Origin of the sequence: Pseudoalteromonas sp. A22 (genome assembly GCF_018141345.1) — a bacterium.
In the GTDB taxonomy this organism is placed as follows: Bacteria; Pseudomonadota; Gammaproteobacteria; order Enterobacterales; family Alteromonadaceae; genus Pseudoalteromonas; species Pseudoalteromonas maricaloris.
The window spans coordinates 3,342,010-3,365,343 of sequence record NZ_CP047238.1 but is presented as its reverse complement, the minus strand read 5'-3'; the positions used below and the strand labels follow the sequence as shown (position 1 = coordinate 3,365,343).

The following is a 23,334-nucleotide window of genomic DNA, read 5'->3' as shown; positions in this document are numbered from 1 at the left end:
GGCAAAAGTTTACAAGCTTGGAAATAATAACTCGTCTCCTGAGCAATCAAGTTTTCTATTCTAGTCGTTGTGAACCACTGCTTTTGTCTTAAAACAGGTCGCATTTAAGGCTCGCTATCATATACTCAAATGAGACTAAATTGAAGTACTTGAAAACAGTGGGCGAAAAGCAAAATCGCCATTTTCTAGAGAGTCTAGTTGAATTTCCTGTACTTTAGGAACGCTATCTAGACTAAAAATATCACTAGCGTGAGTCAGTAATGCGTCAACATCTTGATAATTATGGAGAGAATCAACCGGCACATGCAAATAACGCAGCGCGGCATAAAGGGTTGGTAACGGGTTATGGTTATCAATAGCTGGAGCATGATTCTGCTTAGATAACTTAAATCCGGGCTCTGCGACAGCCAGTGGTACGTGAGCGTACTCAGGTGATGGCTGATTGAGTTGTCGAAATAAACTAATTTGTCTTGCTGTGGGTTCTAGCAGGTCGGCACCACGCACGATATGACTAATCTTTTGCTCTATGTCGTCAACGACCACCACCAATTGATAAGCAAATAAGCCGTCGCGGCGTTTAACGATGTAATCTTCATGCGCAATTGCAGGGGGAATGACAACCATGCCTTGTATTGCATCATTAAATTCAGTAACTGGACAGCGCTGCTGTAGGCGCAAAGCATTATCTTGCCAACTTAGCGCTAAAGCTCGGCAATGATTGTTATAAAACCCACCCATTGCTTTAATTTGCTTTCTAGTACATTGACACGCATACATAAGGGAGTCTGATTTTAGTGTCGTCAAATAGGCTTGGTATAGGGCATGGCGCTGCGATTGATAGACAACGTCTTCATCCCAGCAAAGGCCATATGCTTCAAGAGTGGTTAATATATTGTCGGCAGCACCCGCAACTACACGCGGTGTGTCTATATCTTCGATGCGAACGAGCCATTTACCTTGATTGACTTTTGCATCTAGATAGCTACTCAGGGCGGCCACAAGAGAGCCGAAATGAAGCGGTCCGGAAGGCGAGGGAGCAAATCGACCGCGATAGCTCCCAGTTTGCTTTAAGCTTGGGGACACAGGGCTGAGATTATCCTCTGCCTTGTTGTTTTTCTTTGATTTCTGCGAGAGATTTACAATCAACACAAAGATCAGCTGTTGGACGCGCTTCTAAACGGCGAATGCCGATTTCAATACCGCACGACTCACAATAGCCGAAATCATCATCTTCGATAAGTTGAAGCGTTTTCTCAATTTTCTTGATTAGCTTACGCTCGCGGTCGCGAGTACGCAGTTCAAGAGAAAACTCTTCTTCTTGCGCTGCACGGTCCACAGGATCAGGAAAGTTTGCCGCTTCGTCTTGCATGTGTGTCTTAGTACGGTCTACTTCATTACGTAGATCGGCACGCCATGCTTCTAATATCGCTTTGAAATGAGCACGTTGTGCTTCATTCATGTATTCTTCGCCTGGCTTTTCTTGATAAGGTTCTACACCGGCTTGAGCCAATAACCCTAGTTTTTTCTGGTCTGGCATACCATTCTCCTAAATCCTTAATACATAACCCCAGCTTTCGCCGGCGGGTATAAATAGCAAAATCTTTACCCCTTAGCAAACACTTTTTTACTGCAAATGTCAGCCACTTTTTTCAATGTTTAACTATTTGGGGGAGAAAACTATCACGGCTATATGTGGGCAGCATGAAAAAAGTCAAGCGTAATCAAAAGGAATTTCTTCAATTAATTGTACTTGGTTGTCGTCAATATGCGCTCGATAAGCAATGATTTCTACTCCATGAGAAATTGCTTCTTTTACTAACGCTGCATATTTTTGATCGATATGACTGGCTGGTTTGACACAATTGATCCCTGTATGGAGCGCGGCAAACAGTAACACCGCACGATGACCTTGCTGTTTAATGTGGATTAATTCTCTAAGATGTTTTTGACCTCTTAAGGTTTCTGCATCAGGGAAAAAACCTTGCTGTTGCTCAAGCAAAGTCACCGACTTTACTTCAACGTAGCAGAATTGCGAGGATTGTCCATTTTCGAGGTTGCTCAACAAAATATCAATTCGGCTATTTTCAGCCCCGTATTTCACCTCAGTTTGAAGTGTTTTGTAGCCTTGCAGTTGCGTTATTCTTCCTTGCTCTATGGCCTCAACAGACACTTTATTGGCCACCGCTGTATTTACACAAATAAAATGACCATCATTATCTTGCGTCAGCTCCAACGAATGAATGTACTTTCGTTTAGGGTTATCGCTGGTGGAATAATAGGCTGTAAATCCCGGGTCTGCACAATTGGTCATTCTACCCGTATTGGCGCAGTGTACGGTGAATTCGTCACCACTTGGGGCGCGTAAATCGACAAGAAAGCGTTTATATCGTTTGAGCAAGGTTGCTTGCTGTAATTGCCTAGAAAACTTCATTGGTCGCTTTAGGTTGGGTGTATTTAGTGGCTAGTGTACACTTAACCACACTTACAAGCACAAGAGTGAAAAGAGAATGTCAGAGAAATTTATTGTACGACTGAGTGAAGACGCAAAACCAGAGTATTTATCTGCTGGGGCTGCATTGTCGTTTGAAAAGGACGGTGCTTTTATCCATTTACAACAAGACGAAACGCTGAAGAATATTCAAAAAGCGGCTCGTAGCATCGCACAACAAGGGATTAAACAAGTTCATCTAGAAGGTGACTTGTGGTGTACTGAATCTCAATGGGCTTTTTATCAAGGGTTTGTGTCGCCAAAAGCGTTAGATGGTGTGGTGTTTGTTGATAACGACCAGTCAGATCTTAACGAACTTGATGCATTAAAAGCGTCGGCAACATGGATGCGTCAGATGATCAACGGGACGGCCGAAGACATTTATCCTGAAAGCCTTGCTGGAAAAGCGGCTGAGTTTATTCAGTCATTGGCACCTGAGCATGTTAGCTATCAAATCATTAAAGGCGATGCGCTGTTAGAGCAGCAATGGATTGGTATCCATGAAGTAGGACGCGGCAGTGAGCGTCCTCCTGTGTTGCTTGAGCTTGACTATAACCCAACCGGTAATGATGACGCACCAGTTAGCGCGGCACTTGTGGGTAAAGGGATCACGTTTGACTCTGGTGGTTACTCAATTAAGCCAAGTGAAGGCATGCTTACGATGAAGTGTGATATGGGCGGTGCGGCAACTGTAACGGCTGGTTTAGCGCTGGCTATTCAACGTGGTTTTGACCGTCGCGTTAAGTTGTTCCTATGTTGTGCTGAGAATCTTATCTCAGGCCATGCCTATAAGTTAGGTGATATTCTTACCTACAAAAATGGTACCACAGTTGAAATCGTAAATACGGATGCAGAGGGTCGCTTAGTGCTTGCTGATGGCTTGATGGCTGCCGGTGAAACAGGCGCAGAGCTTATCATTGATGCCGCGACATTAACGGGCGCCGCGCTCGTTGCTGTAGGCCAAGAGTACAATGCGTTATTTGGTTTAGACAAAACACTTGTCGGCGATGTGCAGCAGTTCGCGAGTGACGAATTTGAAGCCGCATGGCCATTGCCTCTAGAAAAGTGGCACCAAAATAACTGTCCATCGCCTTATGCGGATACAGCTAACAGCCGGGTGCAAAAAGGTGGTGGCTTTGGTGGTGCATCAAATGCAGCGGGTTTCCTATCTCGCTTTGTACCAAACGAAGGTCAAGGTTGGGTGCATATCGACCTTGCGGCTTCTTTCCAAAATAGCGCTAGTGGTCAATGGGCCGCAGGTGCAACGACCTTAGGCATGAGAACCGTAGCGAGAACGCTTCAAGAAAAAGCGTAATCATGCAGTTAGCTGAGTGTATTCCGCGAGACAGTGGAATACACTCGCTTGTTACCACGTTTAAGACAAGAGTGCAGCAGCGAGTCGCACAAAGTCTGATGAAGTCAGTATTCCAACCAATTTGTTTTGCTCGTCTACCACAGGCATACAGCCATGTCGATTATCGACAAAAAAGCGCACCACATCTTGTAGTGATTGACTTGGGCGCACGCTCGCAAAATCGGTCGCCATAATATCTTGTACTTTTGTTTGCTTTTCTTTTCTTGCAAGCGCATTTGCGCCATAGGTTGCCATTATTCCCATTACCTTGGCGATCATAATCTTTTGCGTGAGCATACCAACCAAGGCTCCTGCTTCGTCAATCACTGGAATGTGACGAACATTTTTTTCTTTCATTAAATTGTGCGCATCTTGCAAGGTATTTTCAGCAATCACTGCGAACGGATCTGGGGTCATTAAATCAGCTACGGTTTGTGTCATCTGCTACTCCTTTTCACTCCATATGCTTATGTTGAGTTTAGCCTGATCTATTTGGCATGTATGGAATTGAGATCAAGTTTTGAACTATTTCTCGAAGAACTGCTCTTATGAAGACAACAATAAGAAAGGATAACCCAATGAAAAAGTTACTGATGTTAGGTGCTGTTGCGAGCTTACTTTGCAACTCTGTTTTCGCCGCTGAGCGAAGTGTTGAATATGGTGAGATTAATCAAATTCTAGATTTAATCGCCAACAAAGCGCAGTCGCAATATATCTTGTCTAAATTTACTGTGGAAGTGAAGCAGCCTGATATCGCGCTAGAGGATGTTAAACTTTGGCTGGAGCAAGATGACAAGATCATTGCCAACGGTATCATAGACAAAGACGGCAATATTGATTTACCTATTCTCCCGCAGTCACGTGCTGATCAAGTTAATTTAGTGATCAATCAAGAAAAAGATGCCGTTGCGATTATGGTCAATACCGATATAGCGCCGTTGACTAAGCAGCGGGTTATGTATCGCGATTTGTTTATCCTTTTAGAGGATATGGACGCTTTTGTTGAGTTGATGGCAGGTAGCTTGTCTTGGCTTGCTCCAAGCTTTGATGAATTAGAGTTCACATTTACCGAGCCTGCATCAATTCAGTTTGTGGACGCAAAAGGTAAAACCCAAAAGTTTGTGACGGATGATGAGTTTAAGATCCAAATCCCTAATAAGAAAAAGTGGATGAAGCAAAATCCATCCTTGCAATTTAGTGCCTTACCAACCCAGTTTGCGCCCATAGACTAGGGAAGAAGGTCCGTATGCCTGCTAGCAGGCGGGCATATCCTTTTCCATCAGGTAGTTAGTTAACACTTCGCCACGAACCTTCACTTGTTGTTCCTTTATCACTTGGAAACCAAAATATTCAAAGAAAGGTTTAGCCGTTTTACTAACATGGGAAAATAAGCGCGTTGTGTTGGTTATTTTGCTGTGTTCTAAGAGTGCGAGCATAAGTGCTTTACCTATGCCTTGGCCTTGATGTTCCGCATGGCAAAAAAAGTGATCAATAAGACCGTCGGCTTGGATATCGGCAAAGCCAACAATTTTACCATTTAGCACGGCGACAAGGGGCTGATTGCTCCTTAATCGGTCTTGCCAGCCTTTATCGGCAACGTCGCTATGTGCCCATGCATTAACTTGGTTATTGGAGTAGTGCTGTATATTTACTGAGCGTATAGTGTCAAACATAAGCTTGCGTAACACGGCTTCTTCGCCGCTTTGAAATTGTCTGATGATAATCATTGTTAATCTTTATTCTTGGAGCCTTAATTGCCCGGAAATAGCGTGTTGCTCAGCAATCTCTGCAAGTCGTACGTATTTTTGTTCAACCAGTTGAGACACGGGAACAAGTTTGGCATCAATACTTTCAAGCTCAGCTAACTTGGCTGCAAGAAAGGCGGCGGTTTCCTTATATGGGTGTGCAATGATAATAACATGCTCGTGATTATCAAGTAGCTTAAGCATATGTTGCCACTGCTTGTTGAGCGCCTCGGTGGATATATCATTGTCTAGAAAGACCTGTCGAGCTACGTTTTTTACGCCATAAAGGTTGGCTGCATATTGGGCTTGGCTGTGGCTAGTGGTGCGGCTATCTAAAAAGTATAATCCGCGCTTTTTTAGTATTTCCATTGTCCATTTCATTGGCTCTATTTGTTCGGTTAATGCTGAGCCCATGTGATTGTTTACGCCTTTAACTTGAGGTAGTGTCGATAGCGCATTGCCAAGTGTCATTTGCAACTGCCACTTTTCCATATCGGTGGTTAATGCGCCCGGGCCAAGGGCCTTTTCCGTGTCTTGTGCCTGCATTGGCACATGTAACAAAAGCTCGCGTTGTTGGCGGCTGGCTGCAAAGGCAAATTGTTGAGAAAAAGGGGTATGGGGCAGGATCGAAAAGGTGATCCCACTCGGTAAAGACAGCAACTCTAAGTCACGTTGGTGGTTGCCAATGTCGTCTATAACAATGGCAAACTGTTTTGCTGGCACTGCAAAAGTCATGCAGACCAGTATTATCCCGATTATTTTTTTTAGCACACAAATTATTATTATAGTTTACAGCCCTACAGGACCGTTTTTTATTTACTGTGATTGAACTAACGCCAGTGCCTTAGGCCAATGCGAGGCAAGCTGCTCAATACCTGTCGTTTTGATTGATTCTTCACCAGTGATTATAGCGCTTTTATCCAACAGGGAAAGCGCTTGTTTGGTAAAATATACATCGGGCTCTATGCCTTTACCTTCAATTGATGTACCTGCTGGTGTGTAGTATCTCGCTGTCGTTAACTTTAATGCAGTAGTACCATTGCCAATCGGGATCAAGGATTGCACTGAGCCTTTACCATAGGAACGTAAGCCAACGACTAAGGCACGTTTATTATCCTTGAGTGCGGCGGCTAAAATCTCGGCTGCTGAAGCGGAATTATTGTTGATTAATACCAAAATAGGCGCACCATTTAAAATATCTCCCCGCTTTGCAATGTAAGCTTGATTGGCGTCATAGAAGCGGCCTTTGGTCGTGACGATTGTGCCACTATCTAAAAAAAGATCTGAGATTGCCACGGCACTATTAAGTGTGCCGCCGGGGTTGTCACGTAAATCAATAACCAGCTTTTTCAATGGACTGCCTAACTGTACTTGTAGTCGGTTTATGTGTCTTGCAACATCATGATAGGTGTGGTGGTTAAAACTGTTGACGCTTAAAAAACCGGTACCGTCGTTTAAGAGTTTACTAGCGACACTTTCAATAACTATCTCTTGACGTTTAAGCTCAAGTGCAACTAACTCGTCTTGTCTTAATACCACTAAATTGATGAGGTTTTTATTTGCAGCTTTGAGTAGGGCGGATACTTCTTCTATCGATTTACCCGCGACATTAGCGCCATTGATTGCATGGAGTTTATCACCGCTCTCTATGCCTGCTTGGGCTGCTGGTGAATTGGGTAGGGTATCCAAGATAATCACGTAATTATCTTGCTCTTCGACTTCAATACCAAGCCCCGTGTAGCGCCCATTTGCTGCACTGAAGATGGATTCCAAGTCTTCCTCGTTGAGGTATTTAGAGTAGGGATCTAAATTATCAAAGAGGCTCGACAAGTTGCCCGCGTTGTAGCGACTCAGAGGCAAGTCTTCAACATAATAGGTGTGAATATGATACAGGATTTCATCGATTTCTTGAGCCGAGAACTTTTGTGTAGACGCGTGACTAAAAGCGCTAAAACTTAACAAAAGCAGGAAGCTTAATAATGCAACATAGCGCGCTGCAAGCGCGTAAAAACGGGTTTGTCTATTCATGTGCTGCTCCTCATCAAGGTGCAGCACGGGTTATTCAGTTAACTGGATCTGCACCATTTTATCGGATCTACAGCGCTTCCCTTATGCCGTATTTCAAAGTATAGACCAGGATCTCTTTGTCCGCCGCTTTGTCCTACCAAAGCGATCACTTCACCACTGCGAACTTGATCGCCAACATCGCGAAGCAGCGTTTGTGCGTGGCCGTATAGACTCATAAAACCATGACCATGATCGAGCACAATAACCCAGCCAAAGCCATTTAACCAATCTGCATACACAACTTGACCGGGGGCGACACTCGCAATTTCAGCCCCTTCTTTTGCGCCAATAAGAACGCCCTTCCAATTCATGCCAGCATGCTTGCTTTGGCCGAATTTATGCTTAATTCGACCTCTGGTTGGTAAACTCATTTTGCCTTTGAGTTTGGCTAATCCATCTAAGCGTACTTCGGCTTCTCTTTGCGCCTTGGCAAGCTCTTCTAACGTTTGGATTAAGGTTTGCTCATTTTCTTTTAAATAAGCGATAGCAGAGCGTGTTTCACTGAGTTTGTTATTTAGGTTTGCAAGCTGGTTTTGACGTTCTTGCTGCGCCTTCTTGAGCGCTGCCAAGCGTTCATTCTGATGGTTTTGTAGTGCTTCTAAGCGTGCTTGTGTTCTTGCTAACTCAGATTGAGTCTGTGCCAACTCTTGGCCGATAGATTTGAGTTGTTCGAGTTGTTTAATACGTGCTTTATTTAGGTAATCATAATAGGCAATGGTGCGCTCGAGCTTAGTGGCATGCTCTTGATTAAGTAACATTCTAGAATAATCATGAGAGCCCGTCATATAGGCACTTTTTAGCTGAGCCGCAAGGATCTTTTCAAATTTTTTCTTGTCGTTTAGCAGCGTGCTTTCTTGCTTTTTAAGTTCGGCCTGTTCGGTTTGGTTTTCTTTGATCCCGATTTCTGTGAGTGAGATAGCTTTGGCACTTTTGGCAATATCAAGTTCGAAGGCTTTGAGCTTTGCTTCGTGACTGTTAATTTCACCGCGCTGCTTTTCTAACGCTTGTTGGCTAGCTTTAAGCTGTTGCTGAACTTCGCTTAAGTCTTGTTTGGTTCTAGATTCGTTGGCAACAGCGCCCGCTGTTGCCATGAGTAACGCCGCACCGAGAAGTGCGGCATAGTGAAATGTCGTTTTTAACGGCATACAGGCAGGCCGTTATTTTAAACGCATAATTGGAGTGCCAGTCATCTCGCTAGGCTGCTCCATACCAAGTAAATGCAGCATTGTTGGTGCAACATCGCTTAGGGCTCTTCCTGCTTGTGGCTCTGCATCACGACCTACATAAATAAATGGTACAGGCTCACTAGTGTGTGCTGTGTGAGCTTGGCCCGTTTTCGGGTTTTGCATTTGCTCAGCATTGCCGTGGTCTGCTGTGATCAGAGCTTCACCACCGGTTTCTTTTAACGCTGCAACCACACGACCGATACACTTATCAACGGCTTCACATGCCTTTACTGCGGCTTCAAATACACCAGAGTGTCCAACCATATCACCATTCGGGTAGTTACAGATAATGACGTCAAATTCACCGCTATGAATGGCTTCAACTAACTTATCCGTTAGCATTTCTGAGTTCATCTCTGGCTGTAAGTCGTAAGTGGCAACTTGTGGAGAAGGAATAAGTTCACGTTTTTCACCTTCAAAGAGATCTTCGCGACCGCCGCTAAAGAAGAAAGTGACATGGGCATATTTTTCCGTTTCCGAAATACGTAGCTGAGTTTTATTGTGCTTAGCGAGCCATTCACCTAACACATTGACAAGTGCTTCAGGCGCGAAAGCGATAGGGGCTTTAATGTCGGCAGCGTACTCAGTCATCATAACAAACGCACTTAGGTCCGGTGCTTTGCGTTTTTCGAAGCCGTTAAAGTCAGCATCGACAAAAGTACGGGTCATCTGGCGCGCTCGGTCTGCACGGAAGTTCATAAAGATAACTGTATCACCATCATTGATAGTTGCGGCTGGTTGCCCAGCTCCGGTGATCACTGAGGCTTTAACAAACTCATCATTTTCATCACGTGCGTAAGCTGCTTGTAGCGCTTCAACGCCATTACTATAAGTAAAATCAGCATCGCCATTTACCATCAGGTTATAAGCAGATTCGACACGGTCCCAACGATTATCACGGTCCATAGCATAGTAGCGACCAATAATAGACGCTAGGCGGCCACAATTGAGCGATTGCATCAAGGCTTCCATTTTCTCAATTGACGCTTGTGCACTACGAGGAGGTGTATCGCGGCCATCCAAAAATGCGTGCAAATAAACGGTTGCACCGCGCTCTGCTGCTAATTTAATTGCTGCAACAATGTGGTCTTCATGGCTGTGAACGCCACCTGGGCTCAATAATCCCATTAGGTGAACGGCTTTGCCCTTTGCCACGGCTTTGTCGATATTCTCAACCAGAGCTGGATTGTGCTCAAACTCACCATCGTCAATCGCTTTAGTGATCCGCGTGAAGTCTTGATAAACCACACGTCCCGCACCAAGGTTAACGTGGCCAACTTCGGAATTCCCCATTTGTCCATCCGGTAGACCAACATCAAGGCCTGAACCTGAAATCAAGGTGTGCGGAGCAGAGCGCCATAGTTCATCTAATACTGGGGTATTGGCTGCTAAAATAGCATTGCTCTCGCTTTCTTCGCGATAGCCCCAACCGTCTAAAATCATTAATACCAATGGCTTTTTCTTAGCTGTCATTTGCGCTCCTGAAATCCTGAATTAGGCACGATGTTGATGTCTTATAGCAAACGCTACAAGGTTAGATTAACTAACTTGGGCTGCAGCGCTTCAATAAGCTTGCTCTGATTGCTGGTAAGTAGAATACCTGTTTTTGTATGAATATTCAGCCCCGCAGTGATGAATTATCAACTTTGAGATTGATATTTGCTCATGTTGAACAAGTCTGTTTTGTCGAGAATAAAGCAGGTATACTTGCTGCCACTTTATCGTTTAATAATTTTTGGTTGATAAATTAATGGAACAATACGTTGCGTTTTTAGGTAACCATCCGGTACTTAGCATCATTTGGGTTGTGTTAGCCGCGATGTTAGTGAGTAGTTGGTTTAAGAGTCAGTTTTCTAAAATTAGACAAATTAATCCCCAGCAGTTGACTATGCTTGTTAACCGCCAAGATGGTCAGGTACTCGATATGCGTGCAGCAAAAGAGTTTAACCAAGGTCACATTGCAGGTTCTGAGCAGGTGAATGCGGAAAAACTCAAGCAAAAAGATTTTGCTGGTCTTGAAAAACATAAATCTAAGCCCATTATATTGGTCTGTAACACAGGTATGACGGCATCTGCTGTTGCTGATAACATGCACAAAGCTGGATTCGAGCAAGTGTACGTATTATCAGGTGGTATTGGCGCATGGCAAAGTGCGGGTTTACCAATCTCTAACGGAAAATAACTGAGGTCTATGATGAGCCAAGTCGTAATTTACACCAAAGACTATTGTCCTTTTTGTCATCGTGCAAAAGCACTATTAGATGCAAAAGGTGTCACATACACTGAGTATGATATTGGCGCACAGCCTGAGCTTCGTGACGAGATGATCGAAAAAGCCAACGGTGGTTATACTGTGCCACAAATCTTTATCGCTGAGCGCCATATTGGTGGTTGCGACGATATGATGGCGCTTGAAGCGCAAGGCGAACTCGATAAGCTATTACAAGCATAAGATTGATTGAGCTTTGGCTCAGCTTACTTTTTATAATGACTGCTAAGAATTAGCAGGATCACAACAGAATTTAGGAAATTATCATGGCAGAACAAAACCAAGCAGCAGAACAACAACAAGAAGGCGCTCAGTTCAACATTCAACGTATCTATACTAAAGATGTATCGTTTGAAACGCCAAACTCACCAGGTATCTTCCAAAAAGAGTGGACACCAGAAGTTAAGCTAGACATGGACACACGTTCAGCAAAGCTTGATGACAACGTTTTTGAAGTTGTTCTAGCACTAACGGTAACGGCAACTATTGGTGAAGAAACTGCATTCCTATGTGAAATCCAACAAGCTGGTATCTTTGCAATTGCAGATCTTGAAGAAATGCAAATGGCACACATGCTAGGCGCATTCTGCCCTAACATTCTATTCCCATATGCGCGTGAAGCGGTAGCTAGCCTAGTTAACCGTGGTACTTTCCCACAGTTAAACCTTGCGCCAGTTAACTTTGACGCATTATTCGCTCAGTATATGCAGCAACGTGCGGCTCAAGCACAGCCTGAGCAAACTGCTGACGCATAATTGATGAGTACAGCAAAATCAGCTGTAACTGTATTGGGGGCGGGGTCTTATGGCACCGCCCTTGCTATTTGTTTCGCCCGAAATGGTCACCAAGTGACACTGTGGGGCCGCAATAGCGAACACGTTGAGGCGCTAGCAGCTGAGCGCAAAAACCAACGTTATCTTCCTGACATCCAGTTTCCAAACACGCTTGAACTTGAGGCCGATTTAGAAACGGCTGTTAAGTCTAGCGAGCGTATTTTGGTGGTTGTGCCAAGTCATGCGTTTGCAGACACCTTGAAGAAGATTAAACCTATGCTACTTGAGAATGCAAAAGTAGCTTGGGCAACCAAGGGGCTCGAACCAAATACTGGGCGACTATTGCAAGAGGTGGCACTGGATGTGTTAGGTGACGATGTGCCGCTGGCGGTGCTAAGTGGACCTACTTTTGCAAAAGAAATGGCCGCAGGATTACCTACTGCTATTTCAGTGTCTTCGATTTGTGCAAAGTTTCGTGAAGAGCTCGCTGAGCTGTTGCATTGCGGTCGCTCGTTTAGGGTGTATAGCAACGAAGACTTTATTGGTATTCAGCTCGGCGGCGCGGTCAAAAATGTTATCGCAATTGGCGCGGGCATGTCTGACGGCTTTGGTTTTGGTGCGAATGCTAGAACGGCGCTTATCACCCGAGGACTCGCTGAACTTTGTCGTTTAGGATGTGCGTTAGGCGCGCGCTCTGAAACCTTTATGGGTATGGCAGGGCTTGGTGATCTGATTCTCACTTGTACGGATAACCAGTCGCGTAATCGCCGCTTTGGTCTTGCGCTTGGCTCGGGAAAGTCGGTCGATGAGGCGATGTCGAGTATAGGTCAGGTGGTCGAAGGCTATCGCAATACCAAAGAAGTTTATCTACTTGCCAAACGCACTGGTATTGAAATGCCTATCACTGAGCAGATCTATCAAGTGCTTTATGAGCAAAAAGATGTGAAAGAAGCCGCAATGGCGTTGCTTGGTCGCGAAAAGCGAGCTGAGTGATAATCGAATAGAGAGGCGTAGCTACCTCTCTATTACTCTCCAAACTTAATGTTATAGCGACGTTTAAACCACAGTAAAAATGGGATTTCAATCACGCTAAATGCGACAATCGTAAACACCACCCAATTACTCTTAAAAAACACTAACGAAAATTCGATATCCTTACCATAGTACAAACTTCCAGACACGACTAAAGAAACCGCAGTAACCAATAAATCTTGTTTGCTGATACTGGCGAGGCTTTTCTCTTTTAACTTTGGGTAAACGAATACGTAGGCCACAAAAAGGAGAATAAAGTTGAGTAAAATAAGCGTTAGCTCAGGTGACATGATTACCTCTATGCCTTGTGTGTCATTCGGCACAAGATAACATAATTTCTTCGCTTAATGCCTCGTTGAAACGCTTTTTATCTGATACTGAACAGGTATAATGGTAAATCCAACTTTTGAGGTGCACATGATCTCCAAGAATCAACAAAAACTACTTCGTGCTTTAGGGCAAAAAAAATATCGCAAGCAACATGGCCTGTATTTAGTACAAGGCGAGAAGAATGTGATTGAGTTAGTTGATGCTGGGTTGGCTGTTGAACAGCTGTTCGCGACCAGTGAGTTCATGACAAAGTATAAATCCAAACTCGTTAATATTGCCTGTGTAGAAGCAGAAGAAGATGTGCTGAGTAAGGTGAGTACTTTGGTATCAAATAATGCGGCGATAGCGGTCGTTGCAATGCCGCCAGCAGAAGAAATCAATACTGCTGGGCTGGTGTTGGCATTAGATGGAGTCTCAGACCCGGGTAATCTCGGTACCATTATTCGTCTTGCTGATTGGTATGGATTAACGCAGCTTGTGGTGAGCGAAAACTGCGCGGATCAATTTAACCCTAAAGTGATCAGTGCCACCATGGGCTCATTTGTGCGTGTTAATGTGGTGAGAACCGATCTCGAGGCCTTTTTAAAGCAATATCAAGGCGAGTGCTATGGTGCATTCCTTGGTGGTGAGAGTGTGCATCAGTGCCAATTTAGTCGTAATGCCGTGTTGGTCATGGGCAGCGAGTCTCATGGTATTAGCGATACTATAGCGGCGCACATCAATAAAAAGGTGACTATTCCTGCGTTCGGTGGTGCTGAATCATTGAATGTGGCGATGGCTACCGGGATCATTTTGGATAATATCAAACGCTGTCATTGCTAACTCATAGATCTTACTAATGAATTGCCTTATTCTCAAAAGTAACCGCGAACAACAATAATAAGCTATGCGACTGAGTAGCATCAAACTAGCCGGCTTTAAATCTTTCGTAGAGCCAACCAAGATCCCGTTTCCTGACCAGATGACATGTGTGGTTGGGCCAAACGGCTGTGGTAAGTCTAATGTTATTGATGCGGTTCGCTGGGTACTGGGTGAAAGCTCTGCGAAAAACCTCCGTGGCGATGCCATGACGGACGTTATTTTTAACGGTTCAACCAAACGTAAACCTATCTCGCAAGCTTCTGTAGAACTGATTTTTGATAATACTCAAGGCCGGTTGCCCGGCACGTTTGCAGATCGTAACCAAATTGCCATTAAGCGCTTAGTGACGCGAGACGGCCAATCTCTTTATTTTCTAAATGGTAGTAAGTGCCGTAAGCGCGATATCACAGATATCTTTTTAGGTACTGGCCTAGGTCCTCGCAGTTATGCAATCATTGAGCAAGGGATGATCTCTCGCTTGATCGAAAGTAAGCCGCAAGAGTTAAGAGTTTTTTTAGAAGAAGCCGCCGGAATTTCAAAATATAAAGAGCGTCGACGAGAAACCCAAACCCGGATCAAGAGTACCCGCGAAAACATGGAGCGTTTGCTCGATGTTAGGCAAGAGCTACAGAGTCAGCTAGATAAACTGGCACTTCAAGCGCAACAGGCGAGCGAATATAAGTCTTTAAAGTCGCAAGAGCGTGACTTAAAGTCGTGGATAGCAATTTTAAAGTGGCAAAGCCTTGAGCAAAAGCAGGCAATAAAAGCCAAAGAAATTGCCAAACTCAACGAAAAATTAGCATTTTTTAATGAAGCTCACAGTGGCCATGACAGCATTTTGGCGACGCTAGAACATGAAATTAAGCATTTCAATGATGGCTATGAGCAAGCACAACATAGCGTGCACCGAATTGAAACCCAGTTGGCAACGCTTGAGCAACAGAAAGTCAATCTAACTGATAAAAAGCGTCAGCTTATTGAGCAGTCTCAAATACTGAAATCACAACAGCAAGAAGTGATTGAGGCGCAAGATGAGCAAGCCGAGTATGTGGCGAGCAGCGCTGAAAAAGTCGCTGAAGTTTCTGAACGACTTGAAATTGCGCTATTGCAACTGGAAGAAATTCAACTCGCAAATGAGCAAAGTGACACAGAGCAAACTCAGTTAGAAGCGCAGTTTAGTGGCGCACAGAAGCAGTACCAACAAATACATGCTCAGGTACAGCAAGGGGCAAGCCAATTAGCGCAACAACAGCAAGCTAAACTGCACGTAGATAAGCGTCAGGCTGAGCTGCTGGAACAGGCCGAAACGCATCACGCATCTATGTTGGAAAATGACTTGGCTGAAGCTCAGGATGCACATCATCAGCTAGTTCAAGCGATGGCAAAATTACAAAGCCAAGCTAGTAAGTTGCAAGGCCAAGAGCAAACCAATAAAGAAGAAATCTTACAGGCGCAGACTCATGCTCAAAAAGCGCTTCAGGCGCTACAAGAAGTGCAATCTGAAATAAAAGCGTTATCACGCTGGGCAGACGAAGCGTCGGAGACTTCAGCTGCGACTATGTTATCGCAACTTGTTGTTGAGTCTGGGTATGAAGAATGCGTGGAAGCGGCACTGCTTGGGTTGACGCATTTAGTCGTTGAGCAAAGCGAAATGAATACGCTATGGCCCATTGAACTCGAAGTTCCCGTTGATTCCGTCGCGACAAAAATAAGCTCAGGACTGTTCCCCAGCTTTTTAACGAAAATAAAATTATGTGCTGAATCTACAGACTTTCAATCGTGTGAACAATTCCTTCTCGGCGTGACGGTCTGTGGCGTTATTGTGGGGGATAACTTTAAGGCCAAGGTGAAAAGCAATGAAGAGAGTGGCGCGTTAAAACGCTATGCCCAATTGCAGTCATGCCATACTCAGCTTCCTCATTTGCAACAACTCGCCGAAGAGGCTGAGCAGGTTGTAGCACAAAAACACATTGTTCTTGAGAACACGCAAGCTGGCTTATTAGAAACACAGCAATGCGTTCACGAAAAAGCCCAAGCGATCGCCAGCCATAAAACCAAAGTTGAAATGCTGGATGAGAATCTGAGCGCTTGGCGTGAGCAAGGACAAAAAATTCAAGAACAGCTTGATGCCATTGCTCAAGAACGAGGCGAGGTCATCGAACAACTTGAACTTTATACGGAACAGCAATTACAACGTGATGAGTTGCTAGCGCAAGCACAACAAAAACAACAACTGGCCGAGGCTAAGTTGACTGAGTTTAAACAACATAGTCAATCTCGACGCGCCGCATTACAAGACGCGCAGCAATTAGTTCATACCACTAAACTTGCATCGCAGCAGGCAGAAAGTGAACTACAGCTCAGCAATTCTAAGTTGGAACACTTGCAACATCGTCGCGATGAAATAAACCAGCGCATCGAGCAAACGCAAGCAGATATTTTGCTTTGTGAAGAGCCGCTCGCGGAGGCGCATGAAGACATTGAATTATTGCTCGCCCAACATCTAGAAGCCAAAGCGCAAAAGCAAACGGTGTTGGATACGCTCAACCAAGCTAAGGAAAACCTCTCCCAAAAACAAGCGGCATTAAAAGATGCACAAGGCGAAGTGAGTAAACTCAATGAGTCTTTGCAACAAGTGAAACTTGAAGAGCAAAGCTTGATGATAAAGGCGCAAGCGGCACTTGAACCCTTGCAGGAGCTTGGTCGGACGCTAAAAGCGGAACTGGCGCAATTACCTGAAGACGCAAACTTGGGCCAGTATCAAGCCAATTTGAGTCGAGTCAGTAATGATCTTGGCAAGTTAGGGGCTGTAAACTTAGCCGCAATTGAAGAGTTTGAAGAAGCGAAGGCACGTAAAACCTATTTAGATACACAGCTGGATGATCTCACTAATGCGTTAGAAACGTTAGAAGCGGTGATCAGAAAAATTGATAAAGAGACCAAAACCCGCTTTAGTGCCACCTTTAATCAAGTGAATGAAGATTTAGCCGAGTTGTTTCCTAAAGTGTTTGGTGGGGGGAATGCATATCTAGAATTGACTAGCGATGACCTGCTTGAAAGTGGTGTTTCTATCATGGCAAGGCCGCCTGGTAAGAAAAACTCGACAATTCATCTGTTAAGTGGTGGAGAAAAAGCGCTGACCGCATTATCATTGGTGTTTTCAATATTCAGGCTTAATCCAGCCCCATTCTGTATGCTGGATGAAGTAGATGCACCGCTTGATGACGCAAACGTAGGGCGATTTTGTCGTTTGGTTGAAGAGATGTCGCAAACAGTGCAATTTATTTATATCAGTCATAACAAGGTCGCTATGGAAATGGCGGGTAGACTGACGGGGGTAACCATGGCAGAACCAGGGGTGTCGCGCATGGTTGCCGTAGATATAGAACAAGCGGTGCAAATGGCACAGGCATAACAACAAAAAAGGTGAGCAATGGCCACAGAGTTAAGATGGGCATTAATCGTGATCAGTGCGTTGGTCATAGGCGGGTTACTCATACATGGACTTTGGTCTGTTCGTAAGAAGAGCAGCGATAAAGTGTCTAAAAAGGAGCCCAATGAACTCAAAGAGCAAACGCCGAATCATGATAAAGAGCCTGACGAACCTGAAATTGGAGAGATGACCTTTAGTGCGGTGGATGACGAGCCTGCGACTGAGGGTATTATAGCGACGGAAGAGCCTGAAACTGAGGTGCAAACCGAGAGCAGTGGCTCTGAAGAGGCTGAGCCTGAAGAGAGTGCAATAGAGCCACAAGACTTTATTATTCTTCACGTTCATATGCCTGAAGGCCTGAAAATGGCAGGTTCTAGGTTGTTACCAACCGTGTTAAGCCTTGGGTTTAAATATTCTGATGAGGGCTTCTTTAATCGCCATTTAGAGCCGTCCGGAAATGGTCCTGTGTTATTTAGATTGGTAAACATGTACAACCCAGGTACGTTTGATATCGATAACATGGAACAATTTAGCACCGCTGGCATTAGTCTATTTATGACCTTACCTTGTGAAGGCGATAACTTGGCTGCATTTAATATGCTTCACAGTGCATCGAAAAAATTAGCTGAAGAGTTTGGCGCAACCGTACTTGATAAAGACCGCGAACCGTTAACGGTTGAAGCCGTGCGAGGTTATGTTGAAAAAGTGCGTGAATTCGCCGCTTAATCGCTACTTAGAATCATTTTTAAGCCACTGGCATCCGCTGGTGGCTTTTTACGTTTAGAGGTTTAAATGTCAGACAACATTGAAAGCCAAGTTGCAGCTCTTAGGCAGCAACTCGAAGATTACAATTACCAATATTATGTTTTAGATAACCCAAGTGTGCCTGATGCGGAATATGATCGTGTGATGCGCCAGTTGATGGCGCTTGAGCAGCAGCATCCTGAGTTACAAAGTCCTGATTCCCCATCGCAGAAAGTGGGTGGTGAAGCGCTTAGCAAGTTTGAGCAAGTAACACACAGAGTACCTATGTTGTCGCTTGATAATGCCTTCGACGAGAGTGAATTTACGGCATTTAATCGCCGTTTAAAAGAGCGCCTACTGACAAGTAAAGATGTTACTTTTTGCTGTGAACCAAAGCTCGATGGCTTGGCGGTGTCTATTTTGTATCGTGATGGTGTGCTCGTTCAAGCGGCGACAAGGGGAGACGGTCAAGTTGGGGAAAACATCACTGAGAACGTCAAAACCATTCGCAATATTCCGCTGAAACTGCGTGGAGAACATATTCCGCATGAAGTAGAAGTGCGTGGTGAAGTTTTTATGGATACTGCGGGTTTCATTAAGCTAAATGAAACGGCGCAAGCGAAAGGTGATAAGACCTTTGCAAACCCAAGAAATGCGGCAGCGGGAAGTCTGCGCCAATTAGACTCAAAAATTACCGCTAAGCGTCCGTTGATGTTTTATGCTTATTCTATGGGCTTGGTTGAAGGCGGTGAGCTGGCAAACGAGCATTATGCGCAGCTACAGCAATTACAAGGTTGGGGCTTGCCAATGAGCCCTGAGACAAAGCTTGTCGATAATGCACAGCAAGCTTTGGCTTATTATCAAGATATCATGACGCGCCGTGCTGAGCTTCCCTATGAAATTGATGGCGTAGTGATCAAAGTGAATGATAAAGCGCAGCAAGAGCAGCTTGGTTTTGTTGCTCGCGCGCCGCGCTGGGCGATTGCATTTAAGTTCCCTGCACAAGAAGAGATCACTCAGCTGCTTGATGTTGAGTTTCAGGTCGGTCGTACTGGTGCAATCACGCCCGTTGCACGTTTAGAGCCTGTTTTTGTTGGTGGTGTTACGGTATCGAATGCCACGCTTCATAATGGTGATGAAATTGCGCGGTTAGGTGTAAAGATTGGTGATACCGTTATTGTACGCCGAGCTGGGGATGTGATCCCTCAGGTAACTCAGGTCGTTTTAGATAGGCGTCCTGATGATGCCAAAGAGATTGAGTTCCCAGATACTTGTCCGGTGTGTGATTCTCATGTTGAACGTGTTGAAGGAGAAGCGGTTGCGCGTTGTACTGGCGGTTTAGTGTGCCGTGCACAACGTAAAGAAGCAATTAAGCACTTTGCATCGAGAAAGGCCCTCGACATAGATGGGCTTGGCGACAAAATAGTTGAGCAGTTAGTTGAGCGAGAGCTTATCAAGACGCCTGCTGATTTGTTTATCTTAAAGCAGGGCCATTTTGAGTCTCTTGAACGTATGGGGCCAAAGTCTGCTAAAAACTTGGTTGCGGCGCTTGAAGAAGCAAAGCAAACAACGTTAGCCAAATTTTTGTATTCGCTTGGGATCAGAGAAGTCGGTGAAGCGACAGCACAAAACTTGGCAAATCACTTCCTGACGCTTGAAAAAGTGATGGCCGCCTCCATTGATACTCTACAGCAAGTAAGTGATGTTGGTGTTGTTGTTGCGCAGCACATTCATAGCTTTTTTGCCGAGCAGCATAATCAAGAAGTGGTAACTGCATTGATCGAAGTGGGTGTAACTTGGCAAGATGTTGCAGCACCGTCAGAGGATACACAACCTTTAGCAGGGCTAACTTATGTATTGACTGGAACCTTGAGCCAATTGAACCGCAACGATGCTAAAGCGAGATTGCAAGCGCTTGGCGCTAAGGTCGCGGGTAGTGTGTCGAAAAATACGGATGCAGTTTATGCCGGCGAAAAAGCAGGCTCTAAGCTCACTAAGGCACAAGAGCTAGGTGTTGAGGTGTTCGATGAAGAAGCGCTGATCGCACTGTTAAACAAATACGAGTAGTAAAATGAAATCAGTAACACGATACGGCCCTGAATACTGGGATAAATATGGCGTTTATCGTACGCCAATCGCTTTTAATTTAGCGCTGGTTGTGTTGCTCCGCCCGTTGCTTATTTGGGTGTTTTCTGCACTTGCGAGACGCCCAGACTTGGATTTGATGTCGCTATTTTTTGAGTCTAAGTTTCACTTTTTTGTCGCGACAGGGATCGCTTGTATCGCGCTCATACCAACCGTTGTGTTTTCTCTTAGACGGCCAACAAGCTCTCCAAAGCTCGCAGCCGTCTGGCGTTATATGCGTTTGCCACTTATATTAACAGCGGTACTCGATTTAGCGTGGTTGATCCTGCAAGCTGGGAAAACCCATTATAGCTTTTCTCCTTATATTGCCGTACAAATTGTGTTGGTGAGTTGGGTACTTTTATATTTAATTAAAAGTCGCTATCTAAGCTGCTTTTTTGGCGATTGGCCACTTCCTGTTGAAGAGCAAAAGACAGAAGTAAACAAGAGAGAGAATTGAGATGTTAAAGTGGTTAGATATACTAAACTTTGCCAGAAATGGTAATCCTGTTGCTCCTCGCAGAGTTGAAAAATCGGACCAGCAATGGCAATTAGAGCTTGCTCCAGAAACCTACATGATCACTAGGAAAAAGGGGACTGAACGCCCGTTTAGCTCACAAAGTTGTCAGCTTTTTGAACCTGGTAAATACTACTGTGTATGCTGTGGCGAGCTGTTATTCGATGCCGAAGAAAAGTTTGATAGTGGCTCTGGTTGGCCCTCGTTTACACAGCCTGCAGCAGTGGAAGCGGTTGCGTATCATGGCGATAAGAGCCATGGAATGACGCGCGTCGAAATCACTTGTAACGTGTGTGATAGCCACTTAGGTCACGTATTCCCCGACGGCCCTGAACCAAGTGGACTGCGTTATTGTGTTAATGCCCTTGCAATGGAAAAGAAATAGCTCAATTGCGATAAAACAAGTGATTACTCAAAGTCGAGTTTCATTTCATTTAGTTTAGCTTTGAGTTTACCGTAGCGGATCTGCTGTTCACTATCCAACTCAGACTGATTTAGCAAGGTAGTACAACGCTTTGCTAAATTGGAATTAAAAGTACTTCCTGACTTAGCGCAACTATCACTCATACATTGCAGTAAATTCAGCGCTATTCCCGAGTTTTTAGGCATAATTCTAAATGCTTGAGTGAATGCCTCCAAAGCGGTTTCATATTGTCCTTTGTTAAACTGTGTGACCGCATGGTTATTGAGCTCTCTTGGGCCCATGGTGATCTCTTTTTTCTCTTGCTGCTGCTGATATAGATAGTGCATTGTGATGGGATCTGCGCTTGAGTTATGGCGTTCACAGTGTGCAATAACTTGACTAAATAGCTCCTGAGCTTTGTGGTTTAGCCCCACCTCATGTAGTGCTTTTGCTTTGTCTAAAGTGGAATCTACCGAGCGAATAACGGGTTCATCTTCTAACTGTTCTAGCAGTTGTTTCGCTTTTTTATGCTCATCTTTTAGATAATGGACGCGGGCGTTGAGGACATCGATTTGCGCTTGGGTTTGTGCGTTTGGAAATTGCTGTTTTAAATCACTCAGGTATTGTTGCGTCTGCCTTGTGAGACGAGTAACTTGGTCTGATTGATCGGTACTCAGGGCAAAGTCTATTCCAGCTCGTGCTGCATTCAAATACACTTCGGGTTTGTCATGGATCGAGTAGCGCGCGAAACTTGCGATATCTTTATGTGCTTTATAGCTGGCTTCATAGTCGTGATTAATTTGCGCAACTCGACCAAGTGACTGTTGCCTATTTATGTTTCTGGGTGCCATCTCAATTGCTTGCTCTAACAATTGTTGGGCATTCTCATATTGGTTTAACTTTATTTCGAGTTTGCTCAATAAATCGAGCGCAGGAAGACGAGTTTCCGGTCGCTCGATTAAGGTTTTTAACATCTTTTGAGCAATAACATCTTCATTGTTGGTAATGAGCGCCTCGACCAAGCCTAGCTTTGCCCATGTAAACTTTTGCAGAGCCAAAACCGACTTATAAAAAGACTTTGCCTCTTCTAATTGATTGAGTCTGAGTAGAAGTTCTCCTTTTAGCTTTAGGAGTAGGGAAGTGTAGTTATGATCTTTGTTGTCTAGTTCTAGATCTAGCGCTTTTAAGGCCTTTGAGTAGTTCTTATCGTCTACAAGCAAGTTTATATGCCTTAAAGCCTGTTTACGCTTTAAAACTCGTTCTATACGGTTTTGTAGTTCTTTTATTGAAAAGGGCTTAACTAAAAAGTCATCAGGTTGAAGTTCGATAATACTATGGACTAACTCGGGGCTAGTTTCAGAAGAAATAAAAATAAAAGCGGTACTTGAGCGAATTAACTGTTTGGAGCGTAGCTCTTCGTAAAATTGATAGCCATTTTGCTTTTTTGCTAAACCAAAAGAGCATACGATGAGATCAAACTTATTGATGGTACAAAGCTCCTTTGCACTGTCTGCACTCTCTGCAAATTTTAAATTTCTGAAATCTAACTGTTCTAAAGATTGTTTCATATAGCTCAATGCTAATGGTTGATCTTCAACGATTAACATTTTGGCATTTTGAATAGATGGAGCTGACATAGAAACAATTTTTAGACAATGGCTTTGCTTCTAGTCTAGTACTTAGGTGTAGTTTTGAAAACAAAAATTAACTCATTTTTAGTAGGTTAGTCTATTTAGCTTATCCCAACTATTTACTGAGGTTAGTGGCAAAATAGTTAAGGGTATAACCAAAATTTGGGAGGCTGAGTAGAGTAACTAATTAGTTAATAAATGAGAAAAACGAGGTTGTTTCTATGGACTTTATGGCAGGTTTAAGTTTATTCAGTTTGATGTGATTTTTGAGTATGTAAAAAGTAATAACGATTGTACTGAAAGTGAAGTGGTTTCTTATACTGGATTTGAATCTGAG

23 protein-coding genes are annotated in these 23,334 nt (G+C 44.2%); 12 read left to right on the top strand and 11 right to left on the bottom strand.

The window, feature by feature from the left end:
* Positions 1–135: 135 nt before the first annotated feature.
* From gluQRS to sfsA, 3 genes are all read right to left on the bottom strand, one after another.
* The gene (gene gluQRS / locus GSF04_RS20060; protein ID WP_211858587.1) at positions 136–1,083 is read right to left on the bottom strand and encodes a tRNA glutamyl-Q(34) synthetase GluQRS; all 948 of its coding nucleotides are present in this window, start codon (positions 1,081–1,083) and stop codon (positions 136–138) included.
* A 10-nt stretch (positions 1,084–1,093) separates the two neighbouring features.
* Positions 1,094–1,537, bottom strand: coding sequence for an RNA polymerase-binding protein DksA (dksA, locus tag GSF04_RS20055; RefSeq protein ID WP_039491461.1), 444 nt, complete (start codon positions 1,535–1,537; stop codon positions 1,094–1,096).
* Positions 1,538–1,711: 174 nt separating this feature from the next.
* Positions 1,712–2,431, bottom strand: coding sequence for a DNA/RNA nuclease SfsA (gene sfsA / locus GSF04_RS20050; RefSeq protein ID WP_039491458.1), 720 nt, complete (start codon positions 2,429–2,431; stop codon positions 1,712–1,714).
* A 76-nt stretch (positions 2,432–2,507) separates the two neighbouring features.
* On the opposite strand from sfsA, the gene pepB reads away from it, so the two are divergent.
* On the top strand, positions 2,508–3,803 hold the full coding sequence (pepB, locus tag GSF04_RS20045) for an aminopeptidase PepB (protein ID WP_211858586.1): 1,296 nt from the start codon (positions 2,508–2,510) through the stop codon (positions 3,801–3,803).
* A gap of 60 nt (positions 3,804–3,863) precedes the next feature.
* Here pepB and GSF04_RS20040 read toward each other — a convergent pair whose 3' ends face one another.
* Positions 3,864–4,283 carry a CBS domain-containing protein gene (locus tag GSF04_RS20040; RefSeq protein WP_010378791.1) on the bottom strand — a complete coding sequence of 140 codons (420 nt, stop codon included), beginning with the start codon at positions 4,281–4,283 and terminating at the stop codon, positions 3,864–3,866.
* 137 nt (positions 4,284–4,420) lie between these two features.
* On the opposite strand from GSF04_RS20040, the gene GSF04_RS20035 reads away from it, so the two are divergent.
* The gene (locus tag GSF04_RS20035) at positions 4,421–5,074 is read left to right on the top strand and encodes a DUF2987 domain-containing protein (RefSeq protein ID WP_211858584.1); all 654 of its coding nucleotides are present in this window, start codon (positions 4,421–4,423) and stop codon (positions 5,072–5,074) included.
* Between the two features lie 21 nt (positions 5,075–5,095).
* Here GSF04_RS20035 and GSF04_RS20030 read toward each other — a convergent pair whose 3' ends face one another.
* The 5 genes from GSF04_RS20030 to gpmM all read right to left on the bottom strand — a co-directional run bounded on the left by GSF04_RS20030 (position 5,096) and on the right by gpmM (position 10,353).
* On the bottom strand, positions 5,096–5,569 hold the full coding sequence (locus GSF04_RS20030; RefSeq protein ID WP_039491453.1) for a GNAT family N-acetyltransferase: 474 nt from the start codon (positions 5,567–5,569) through the stop codon (positions 5,096–5,098).
* A gap of 9 nt (positions 5,570–5,578) precedes the next feature.
* A complete protein-coding gene (locus tag GSF04_RS20025) occupies positions 5,579–6,322 on the bottom strand; it encodes a divergent polysaccharide deacetylase family protein (protein ID WP_211858582.1) in 744 nt (247 codons plus the stop codon).
* 81 nt (positions 6,323–6,403) lie between these two features.
* Positions 6,404–7,615 (bottom strand): S41 family peptidase, encoded by a 1,212-nt coding sequence (locus GSF04_RS20020; protein ID WP_010378798.1) that lies wholly within the window; start codon positions 7,613–7,615, stop codon positions 6,404–6,406.
* Between the two features lie 38 nt (positions 7,616–7,653).
* Entirely contained in the window at positions 7,654–8,799 is a 1,146-nt protein-coding gene (locus GSF04_RS20015) for a peptidoglycan DD-metalloendopeptidase family protein (RefSeq protein ID WP_211858580.1), read from the bottom strand.
* 12 nt (positions 8,800–8,811) lie between these two features.
* Positions 8,812–10,353: a 2,3-bisphosphoglycerate-independent phosphoglycerate mutase gene (gene gpmM, locus GSF04_RS20010; protein WP_211858578.1), complete on the bottom strand. Its 1,542-nt coding sequence runs from the start codon at positions 10,351–10,353 to the stop codon at positions 8,812–8,814.
* 277 nt (positions 10,354–10,630) lie between these two features.
* Here gpmM and GSF04_RS20005 point away from each other — a divergent pair, with 277 nt between their 5' ends.
* The 4 genes from GSF04_RS20005 (at position 10,631) to gpsA (ending at position 12,915) form a co-directional block, all read left to right on the top strand.
* A complete protein-coding gene (locus tag GSF04_RS20005) occupies positions 10,631–11,062 on the top strand; it encodes a rhodanese-like domain-containing protein (RefSeq protein ID WP_010378806.1) in 432 nt (143 codons plus the stop codon).
* Between the two features lie 12 nt (positions 11,063–11,074).
* On the top strand, positions 11,075–11,332 hold the full coding sequence (grxC, locus tag GSF04_RS20000; RefSeq protein WP_010378807.1) for a glutaredoxin 3: 258 nt from the start codon (positions 11,075–11,077) through the stop codon (positions 11,330–11,332).
* 83 nt (positions 11,333–11,415) lie between these two features.
* Complete coding sequence (gene secB / locus GSF04_RS19995; protein WP_010607582.1) at positions 11,416–11,904, top strand: protein-export chaperone SecB; 489 nt, start codon at positions 11,416–11,418, stop codon at positions 11,902–11,904.
* A gap of 3 nt (positions 11,905–11,907) precedes the next feature.
* On the top strand, positions 11,908–12,915 hold the full coding sequence (gene gpsA, locus GSF04_RS19990) for an NAD(P)H-dependent glycerol-3-phosphate dehydrogenase (protein ID WP_010607583.1): 1,008 nt from the start codon (positions 11,908–11,910) through the stop codon (positions 12,913–12,915).
* A 32-nt stretch (positions 12,916–12,947) separates the two neighbouring features.
* Here the strand turns inward: gpsA and GSF04_RS19985 are convergent, their stop codons facing one another.
* A complete protein-coding gene (locus tag GSF04_RS19985) occupies positions 12,948–13,244 on the bottom strand; it encodes a hypothetical protein (RefSeq protein WP_010378819.1) in 297 nt (98 codons plus the stop codon).
* 127 nt (positions 13,245–13,371) lie between these two features.
* On the opposite strand from GSF04_RS19985, the gene GSF04_RS19980 reads away from it, so the two are divergent.
* From GSF04_RS19980 to msrB, 6 genes are all read left to right on the top strand, one after another.
* Positions 13,372–14,106, top strand: coding sequence for an RNA methyltransferase (locus tag GSF04_RS19980; RefSeq protein WP_205992050.1), 735 nt, complete (start codon positions 13,372–13,374; stop codon positions 14,104–14,106).
* A 64-nt stretch (positions 14,107–14,170) separates the two neighbouring features.
* A complete protein-coding gene (locus GSF04_RS19975; RefSeq protein WP_211858575.1) occupies positions 14,171–17,560 on the top strand; it encodes an AAA family ATPase in 3,390 nt (1,129 codons plus the stop codon).
* Between the two features lie 18 nt (positions 17,561–17,578).
* A complete protein-coding gene (gene zipA / locus GSF04_RS19970) occupies positions 17,579–18,304 on the top strand; it encodes a cell division protein ZipA (RefSeq protein WP_211858573.1) in 726 nt (241 codons plus the stop codon).
* Between the two features lie 66 nt (positions 18,305–18,370).
* Positions 18,371–20,389, top strand: coding sequence for an NAD-dependent DNA ligase LigA (gene ligA, locus GSF04_RS19965; RefSeq protein ID WP_069022186.1), 2,019 nt, complete (start codon positions 18,371–18,373; stop codon positions 20,387–20,389).
* 4 nt (positions 20,390–20,393) lie between these two features.
* Positions 20,394–20,906, top strand: coding sequence for a DUF2919 domain-containing protein (locus GSF04_RS19960; RefSeq protein ID WP_045990300.1), 513 nt, complete (start codon positions 20,394–20,396; stop codon positions 20,904–20,906).
* Position 20,907: 1 nt separating this feature from the next.
* Positions 20,908–21,348: a peptide-methionine (R)-S-oxide reductase MsrB gene (gene msrB / locus GSF04_RS19955; protein ID WP_211858570.1), complete on the top strand. Its 441-nt coding sequence runs from the start codon at positions 20,908–20,910 to the stop codon at positions 21,346–21,348.
* 23 nt (positions 21,349–21,371) lie between these two features.
* On the opposite strand, the gene GSF04_RS19950 is transcribed toward msrB, so the two are convergent.
* On the bottom strand, positions 21,372–23,003 hold the full coding sequence (locus GSF04_RS19950) for a response regulator (RefSeq protein ID WP_010378834.1): 1,632 nt from the start codon (positions 23,001–23,003) through the stop codon (positions 21,372–21,374).
* Between the last annotated feature and the right edge of the window lie 331 nt (positions 23,004–23,334).